General features: G+C 74.4%; 4 protein-coding genes and 1 pseudogene. 1 reads left to right on the top strand and 4 read right to left on the bottom strand.

Annotated elements, in window-relative coordinates:
* The 4 genes and pseudogenes from JM949_RS40210 to JM949_RS30680 form a co-directional block, all read right to left on the bottom strand.
* Positions 1-511 (bottom strand): polyketide synthase dehydratase domain-containing protein (locus JM949_RS40210; protein ID WP_456320243.1); only part of this gene is annotated, 511 nt, incomplete at its 3' end.
* Between the two features lie 33 nt (positions 512-544).
* A pseudogene (locus JM949_RS40055) lies at positions 545-3,059 on the bottom strand (type I polyketide synthase); the annotation flags it as partial.
* The gene (locus JM949_RS30685; protein ID WP_309232403.1) at positions 3,056-8,125 is read right to left on the bottom strand and encodes a type I polyketide synthase; all 5,070 of its coding nucleotides are present in this window, start codon (positions 8,123-8,125) and stop codon (positions 3,056-3,058) included. The pseudogene JM949_RS40055 and the gene JM949_RS30685, both read right to left, overlap by 4 nt.
* A complete protein-coding gene (locus JM949_RS30680; protein ID WP_203151599.1) occupies positions 8,122-8,466 on the bottom strand; it encodes an acyl carrier protein in 345 nt (114 codons plus the stop codon). The genes JM949_RS30685 and JM949_RS30680 overlap by 4 nt, the downstream gene beginning before the upstream one ends.
* 25 nt (positions 8,467-8,491) lie before the next feature.
* Between JM949_RS30680 and JM949_RS38060 the strand changes: the two genes are divergently transcribed.
* Positions 8,492-8,735: hypothetical protein (locus JM949_RS38060; RefSeq protein WP_238434189.1), on the top strand; the 244-nt coding region annotated here is incomplete at its 3' end.

Below are 8,735 nucleotides of genomic sequence, written 5' to 3'. Positions count from 1 at the left end.
CCGGCTCGGCGCCGGCGGGCGGCCACTCGCTGGGCGCGGTGGCCACCGCCGGCGCGCTGGGCGCCAGGACGCCGGTGGCGTGGGTGCTCCACGGCCCGTCGCCGTCCTCCGGCCGGGCCCACACGGTCGCGCTCCGGCGGCCCGTCTCGTCCGCCGCGCCCACCGAGACCTGTAGCTGGACACCGCCGCGATCCGGCACTGTGAGCGGCGCGGAGATCACCAGGTCGTCGACGCGCCGGCAGCCGACCGGGTCACCCGCCTGGAACAGCAGTTCCAGTACGGCGGTGGCGGGCAGCAGCACGGTGTCGCGGACCGCGTGGTCGGCGAGCCACGGATGGGTCAGCCGGGCGACCCGCCCGGTGCAGACCAGCTCGCCGTCGCCACCGGCCAGGCTGACGCTGGCGTCGAGCAGCGGGTGACCCGTCGGCCCGGCGTACGCTGGCGCGTCGAGCCAGTGCCGTCGCCGCTGGAACGGGTAGGTGGGCAGGACGGTGGGTCGGCCGTCGGACACCGCGTGCAGCGTCGCGGCACCGCGTACCTGGGCCTCCGCCAGGGCACGCAGGAAGCGGTGGGCGTCGCCGTCGTCGCGGTGCAGCGACCCGATGGCGGCGGCGTCCGCGGGCATCGCGGCGAGCAGCACCGGGTGCGGGCTGACCTCGATGAACAGGTCCCTGCGCAGGCGTTGGACGACAGGGCCGAACCGGACCGTGTGCCGGAGGTTGCGGTACCAGTAGTCCGCGTCGAGCGGGCCGGGGTCGTCGTCGACCGTCGAGTGGAACGGCACCCGCGGCTCTGCCGGCTGGATGCCGGCCAGCGCGGCGCGGATGTCGTCGCGGACCGCCTCCACCTGCGGTGAGTGCGACGCGTAGTCGACGGCGATCCGCCGGGCCCGTGGCTCCGCCGCCAGGAACCGCTGCACCGCGTCCAGGTCCCCGGAGAGCACCGTCGAGTCCGGGCCGTTGACCGCCGCCACCGACAACCCACCCGGGTCGACGTCGGCGAACGGCACCGACACCATGCCGCCCCGACCCGCGATCACCCGCAACGCCCGACTGCGCAACGCCACGATCCGCGCCGCGTCATCCAACGACAACGCCCCCGCGACATACGCGGCGGCGATCTCGCCCTGCGAATGACCCACCACCGCCGACGGTTCCACCCCATGCGAGCGCCACAGCGCGGCCAGCGACACCATCACCGCGAACAACGCCGGCTGCACCACGTCCACCCGGTCCAGCGGACCCGCCAACTGCTCGCGCAGGGACCAGCCGGTGTGCGGGCGCAACGCGTCCTCGCACGCCCGCATCTCCGCCGCGAACACCGGCGAGGAGTCCCACAGCTCCAGGCCCATGCCGGTCCACTGCGAACCCTGACCGGGGAAGACGAAGACGACGCGGCGGGTGCCGGCGGGCGCGTCGCGCGTACGGTGGCGGGCCCCGGGGTCCGGCGGCGAGTGCCCGCAGCTCGCCGACGGAGCGTCTCCCGGTCGCCGGCCAACACCACCGCGCGCTCGGCGAAGCGGGCCCGGCCGGCGGCCAGGGTGTGCGCCACGTCGGCCAGCCGGGGCGCGGTCGTGACGTGCGCGGCGAGCCGGGCCGCCTGCTCCCCCAGCGCCACGTCGTCGCGGGCCGACAGCAGGTACGGCAACACCCCGCCGACCGGGGGCAGCTCGGGCTCGGCGGGGACCTCCTCGATGATCGCGTGGGCGTTCGTGCCACTCGCCCCGAACGACGAGACGCCGCCCCGGCGTGGTCGGTCGTCCCCGTCGGGCCAGGGCGTCTGCTCGGTCAGCAGCGACACCGCGCCGGCCGACCAGTCGATCCGACTGGACGCCTCGGTGACGTGCAGGGTGCGCGGCAGCACACCGTGGCGCAGGGCGAGCACGGTCTTGATGACGCCGCCGACGCCGGCGGCGGCCTGGGTGTGGCCGATGTTCGACTTCAGCGACCCCAGCCACAGCGGTCGGTCCCGGTCCTGCCCGTACGTGGCGAGCAGCGCCTGCGCCTCGATCGGATCGCCGAGCGGTGTGCCGGTGCCGTGCGCCTCGACCGCGTCCACGTCCTGGGCGGACAGTCCCGCGTCGGCCAGCGCGGCGCTGATCACGCGCTGCTGGGCGGGCCCGTTGGGTGCGGTCAGCCCGCTGCTCGCGCCGTCGGAGTTGATCGCCGTTCCGCGGACCACGGCGAGCACCGGGTGCCCGTGCCGACGGGCGTCGGTGAGCCGTTCGAGCAACAGGATGCCGGCGCCCTCGGCGAAGCCGGCACCGTCCGCGCCCTCGGCGAAGGCCTTGCACCGCCCGTCCCGGGCGAGCCCGCGCTGGCGGGCGGCCTCGATCAGCATGTTCGGGGTGGCCATCACCGTGACGCCGCCGGCCAGCGCCATGTCGCAGTCGCCGTTGCCCAGCGCCCGCACGGCCAGGTGCAGGCTGACCAGTGAGGATGAGCAGGCCGTGTCGACGGTGACGGCGGGCCCCTCCAGGCCGAGGGTGAACGCGATCCGGCCGGAGGCGATGCTGCCGGCGCTGCCGTTGGCGAAGTATCCCTCGCTGCCCTCCGGTGCCCGGGGCAGGCGGGCGGCGTAGTCGTGCGACATGACACCGGCGAACACCCCGGTGCGGCTGCCCCGGACGGCGTGCGGGTCGATGCCGGCCCGTTCGAACGCCTCCCAGGAGATCTCCAACAGCAGGCGCTGCTGGGGGTCCATCGCCACGGCCTCGCGTGGGCTGATCCGGAAGAACGCGGGTTCGAAGTCGGCGGCGTCGTCCAGGAAGCCGCCCTCGCGGGCGTAGCAGGTGCCGGGCCGGTCCGGGTCGGGGTCGTACAGGGCGTCGAGGTCCCAGCCCCGGTCGGTCGGGAACCCCGAGACGGCGTCGCCGCCGGTGGTCAGCAGCGACCACAGATCCTCCGGCGACCGTACGCCGCCCGGGTACCGGCAGCCATCGACACGATGGCGACGGGCTCCCGGTCGCGGCTCTCCAACTCGTGGATGCGTTCGCGCGCCGAGGCGAGGTCGGCGGTGACCCACTTGAGGTAGTCGAGCAGCTTCTCCTCGTTACTCACCGGGTGCCACCTTCCTGGGCGGTGGTGCGGCCGAACTGCTCGTCGATGAAGGCGAACACCTCGTCGGCGGTCGCGTCGTCGAGCACCGCAGGTTCGGGCCGCGCCGGCGCGGGGGCCGAAACCGGCCGGGGCGCCACCGGCGCCAGGACGGTCGCCAGGTGCGCGGCGAGCCGCTGCGGGGTGGGATGGTCGAAGACGAGCGTCGCCGGTAGCCGCCTGCCGGTCACCGTGGACAGGCGGTTGCGTAGCTCGACCGCTGTCAGCGAGTCGAAGCCGATTTCGAGGAATCCGTGCGTCTCCGGTACCGCGTCGGCGCTGCCGTGCCCGAGCACCATCGCCGCGTGTTCGCGGACCAGGTCGAGCAGGGAGGCAGGAGTGTGAGGTGTGCCCCGGGCCACTGGGGGGGCGTCAGCGGCCCGGGGCACAGCGCGAGCCCGGGGTTCACCAAGGCCGCGCAGGAGGGCGGACGCTCCCGGTTCGGGGAGCGCCGCCAGGTCGAGGCGGGCGGCGACGACGGCCGGTGCCGTCATCGCCAGCGCGGCGTCAAGGAGGGCGAGCCCCTGCGCCGGGGAGAGTGCCCGTACGCCGGCGCGGCGTACCCGCGCGAGGTCGGCGTCGGTGAGATGGCCGGCCATCCCGCCGCCGCCCGCCCAGAGCCCCCAGGCGACCGCGACCGCGGGCAGCCCCTGCGCTCGGCGGTGCTGGGCGAGGGCGTCCAGGAAGGCGTTCGCCGCCGCGTAGTTGGCCTGCCCGGGACGCCCGAGCACGCCGGCCGCCGCGGAGAAGAGCACGAACGCGGTGAGCTTGTCGTCGCGGGTCAGCTCGTGCAGGTGCACCGCACCGTCGATCTTGGGGCGGGCGACCCGGTCGACCTGCGCCGCGGTCATCGTCTCGAGCAGACCGTCCTCGAGCACTCCGGCCAGGTGAATCACCGCGGTCAGCGGATGCCCGGCGGGAACCCGAGCCAGCAGCCGCGCGGTCTCCTCCCGCTCGCCGATGTCGCAGGCCACGACTGTCACGTTCGCGCCGAGCGCGCCGAGTTCGGCGGCGAGGTCCGCGCCCCCGCCACGGCGGCTGGCCAACAGCAGGTGACGGACGCCGTGCGCGACCACCAGGTGCCGGGCGACCAGGGCGCCCAGCGCGCCGGTGCCACCGGTGACGAGGACGGTGCCGGCACGGTCCAGCGCGTCCCAGCGCTGCCGGGGCGTCGCCGCCCGGACGAGCCGGGGCACCAGTGGCGCACCGGCCCGGATGGCCAGCTGCGGCTCGCTCGTGGTGAGCAGGTCGGGAAGCGCCCGGTGCGACTGGGGCGTGTCGTCCACGTCGACCAGGAGGAACCGGTCGGGGTGCTCGGACTGGGCGGAGCGGACGAGTCCCCAGACGGCGGCGTGGGCCAGGTCGGTGACGTCGGCGTCCGGGTCGGTGGCCACCGCGTCGCGGGTGACGATCACCAGTCGGGACGCGGTAAGGGCCGGGTCGGTAAGGAACGCCTGCGTCAGGTCGAGCACGCGGTGGACCGCCGACCGGGCGGACCGGGCCGACCCGGATGCGTCGGACAGGCAGGTCGCCAGGACGTAGCTGCGCACCGACGCGCCCCGCGCGACCGCGCGGCTCAGTGCCGCCAGGTCGGCATGGGCTGGTGCGCCGCCGGCCAGGGCCAGCGGGTCGGGGCCGACGACGGCCCGATCGCCGGGGGTCGCGGCGGCGGTCGGGGGCGACCACGTGACGCGGAACAACGCGTCGGTGGGCAGTGCGGTCAGTGGTCGGCTCACCAGGGAGTCCACTGTGGCCACCGGCGCGCCGGTGCGGTCGTGCAGGACGAGCGACACCGCGCCCGAGGGGGTGTGCCGCAGCCGTACCCGGACGGCTGTCGCGCCGGTGGCGTGCAGCCGTACCCCGGTGAACGTGAACGGCACCCGCGCGGGGTCGCCGGCCGTGACCCCGGTGACCGCCGCGGCGTGGGTGGCGGCGTCGAGCAGCGCCGGGTGCAGCCCGAAGTGGTGGCCGTCGAGGCCGTCCGGGAGGGTCACCTCGGCGAGGATGTCGTCACCGTGCCGCCACACCGCACGCAGACCCTGGAACGCCGGCCCGTAGCTGAGACCGGTGTCCGCCAGCCGGTCCAGGATGTGCCGCACGTCGACCGGTTCGGCGTCGGCGGGTGGCCAGGGCGCGTCGTCGGTCGCCGGTACGGGTGCGTCGTCGGGCAGCAGGGTGCCGGAGGCGTGCAGGGTCCACTCCCGACCGGACCGCGAGTGCACCGACACGCTGCGCCGACCGCTGTCCTCGGGAACACCGACGATCATCTGAACCGTCGCCGGTGGGTGCAGCGGTGCGTGCAGGGTCAACTCCTCGACCTGACCACCGGCGCGCAACACCATCTCCAGCAAGCCCGTACCCGGCACCAACGCGGTGCCGTCCACGGCGTGATCGACCAACCAGTCCCCCGCGACCCGACCTTCGAACACGGTGCCCTGCGCCCAGGAGACGGGTTCGCCGAGCCAGCCGGGCAGGGTGCCGTCCAGCCAGTAGCGACGGCGTTGGAACGGGTACGTCGGCAGCACCACCCGCTGCGCGTCACGACCGGCGAACACCGCCGGCCAGTCGACGTGGACGCCGCGTGCCCAGGCCCGGGCCACCGAGTCCAGGATCCGTTGCGGCCCACCGTCGTCGCGCCGCAGAGTCCCGAGTTCCCGAGCCAGGATCGGATGCGGACTGACCTCGACCAGCGTGCCCATCCCCGCGACCGCGTCGGCGTAGCGCACCGTCTCCCGCAGGTTGCGGAACCAGTACCCGGCATCCAGGCCGGCCGTGTCCAGCAACCCGCCGGTGACGGTGGAGTGGAACGGCACGTCTGACGAGCGCGGCTGAATGCCGCCCAGCGCCGTCAGGATCTCGTCGCGGACCGCGTCGGCGTGTGGCGAGTGCGACGCGTAGTCGACGGCGATCCGCCGGGCGCGCGGCTCGGCCGCCAGGAACCGGTCCACCGCGTCCACGTCACCGGAGAGGATCGTCGAGTCGGCGCCGTTGAGCGCCGCGACGGACAGGTCCCCCGGGTCGACGCCGGCGAGCGGCACCGACACCATCCCGCCCCGACCCGCTATGGCCCGCAACGCCCGACTGCGCAACGCGACAACCCGCGCCGCGTCATCCAACGACAGGGCACCCGCGACATACGCCGCCGCGATCTCACCCTGCGAATGACCGACGACCGCCGACGGTTGCACCCCGTAGGACCGCCACAACGCGGCAAGGGACACCATCACCGCGAACAGGGCGGGCTGCACCACATCCACCCGGTCCAACGGACCGGCCAGAACCTCCCGCAACGACCAACCCGTGTACGGACGCAACGCCTCCGCACACGCCTGCATCGAAGCGGCGAACACCGGCGAGGAGTCCCACAGCTCCAAACCCATCCCGGTCCACTGCGAACCCTGACCGGGAAAGACAAAGACGACCCGGCCGTCACCGGCCTGCACCGGCAGGTCCTCCCCCACCACCGACCGCCACGGCAACGCCGCCCGACCCACCGCCAACGTGAACGCCACATCCACCGGCCGCAACCCCGACCCGGAAAAGGACGCCGACCGCAGCCCCGAGATCGCCCGGACCTGATCCGCCAGGGCCTCTGGCGACGCCGCCGACACCACCCACGGCACCACCGGACCGCCAGCCAGGCCCGGCGAGGACGACGAAGCAGCCGGCGTTCCCGACAGCGACGACGCGGTCCCGGCGACCGGCATCGCCACCGGCGACAGCGAGGACGCGGACGCGGAGGCGGTCACGGAGGCGGACGCCGGGGCGGTCACGGACGCGGTCACGGAGGCGGACGCCGGGGCGGTCACGGAGGCGGACGCCGGGGCGGGAGCGGCCTCCACGATCACGTGCGCGTTCGTCCCGCTCATCCCGAACGCCGACACACCCGCCCGCCTGGCGCCAGCAACCCACGGCACCTCATCGGTCAACAACCGCACCGCACCCGCCGACCAATCCACCGCCGACGACGGCCGATCCACATGCACCGTCCGCGGCAACACCCCGTGCTGCAACGCCAGGACCACCTTCATCACCCCGGCCACACCCGCCGCCGCCTGCGTATGACCCACATTCGACTTCACCGACCCCAACCACAACGGCCGATCCCGCTGCTGCCCATACGCCGCAATCAGCGCCCCCGCCTCGATCGGATCACCCAACCGGGTCCCCGTGCCATGCGCCTCCACCACATCCACATCCGCCGGCGACAAACCCGCATCCACCAACGCCGCCGCGATCACCCGCTCCTGCGCCGGACCACTCGGCGCCGTCAACCCATTCGACGCACCATCGGAATTCACCGCCGAACCCCGCACCACCGCCAACACCGGATGACCATGACGACGCGCATCCGAAAGCCGCTCCAGAACCAACCAACCCACACCCTCCGACCAGCCCGTCCCATCAGCCGCCTCGGCGAACGACTTGCACCGCCCGTCGGCGGCCAACCCGCGTTGCCGGCTGAACTCGACGAACACGTCGGGGGTCGCCATCACCGCGACGCCACCGGCCAACGCCAGGTCACACTCGCCGCGTCGCAACGCCTGCCCGGCCAGGTGCAGCGCCACCAGCGACGAGGAACACGCCGTGTCCACGGTCAGCGCCGGGCCCTGCAGACCGAGCACGTACGACACCCGTCCGGAGAAGACGCTGGTGGCGCTTCCGGTCAGCTGGTATCCCTCCACCTCGGCGGGCACGGCGACGGCCGCACTGCCGTAGCCCTGGGGCGAGGCGCCGACGAACACGCCGGTCTGGCTGCCGCGCAGCGACCTCGGGTCGATCCCGGCCCGCTCGAGGGCCTCCCACGACGTCTCCAGCAGCAACCGCTGCTGCGGATCCATCGCCGTCGCCTCCCGAGGACTGATCCCGAAGAACCCCGCGTCGAAATCGGCGGCACCCGCCAGGAAGCCGCCCTGCTGCACGTAGCTGCGCGCGGCGCGGTCCGGATTCCACCCCCGGTCCGGCGGGAACGGTCCCCGTACCTCCCCGCCCTCGCGGACCAGCCGCCACAGCTCCTCCGGGGTGCTCACCCCGCCCGGGTACCGGCAGGCCATCGCCACGATCGCGATCGGCTCGGCCGGGTCCGTGCGGGTCGCCGGGACGCGTCCGCGACCTCGTCGTCCAGTCGGGCGGCGAGGGCGGCCGCCAGCGCGGTCGGGGTGGGGTGGTCGAACACGACGGTGACGGGCAACGACAGGCCGGTGCGTTCCTGCATCAACCGGCGTAGCTCCACAGCGGTCAGCGAGTCGAGGCCCAGGTCGCTGAAGGCGCGGTCGGCCTCGATGGCGTCGGCCGTGTCGTGTCCGAGGACGGCCGCGGCGTGTTCCCGGACCAGGTCGAGCAGGAACCGGTAGCGGTGCGCGGTCGGCATCGGCGTCGGGTGCGCGGTGGCCGTCGTGTCCGGCTCGACCAGGTCGGCGAGGAGCGGGCGGGGGCGGGGCGGCGGCGAAGGTGGCCGCGAAGGTGGCCCAGTCGACGTCGGCCACCGCGCAGGTGGTCTCGTCGTCGGCGACGACGCGCCGGAGCACGGCGAGCGCGCGGGCCGGGCTCAGCGCCGCCACGCCTCGGCGGCGCAGCCGTTCGGTGGCCGTCTCGTCCGCCATGCCGCCGCCGACCAGGGCCCCCAGGCGATGGAGGTGG

Source organism: Micromonospora tarensis, assembly GCF_016803395.1.
Lineage (GTDB): Bacteria > Actinomycetota > Actinomycetes > Mycobacteriales > Micromonosporaceae > Micromonospora > Micromonospora tarensis.
This window is presented reverse-complemented; position numbering and strand designations above follow the sequence as displayed.

Coding starts and splice junctions, on each gene's coding strand:
- JM949_RS30680 (WP_203151599.1), bottom strand. CDS start 8,466: ATGCCGACCGCGCACCGCTACCGGTTCCTGCTCGACCTGGTCCGGGAA.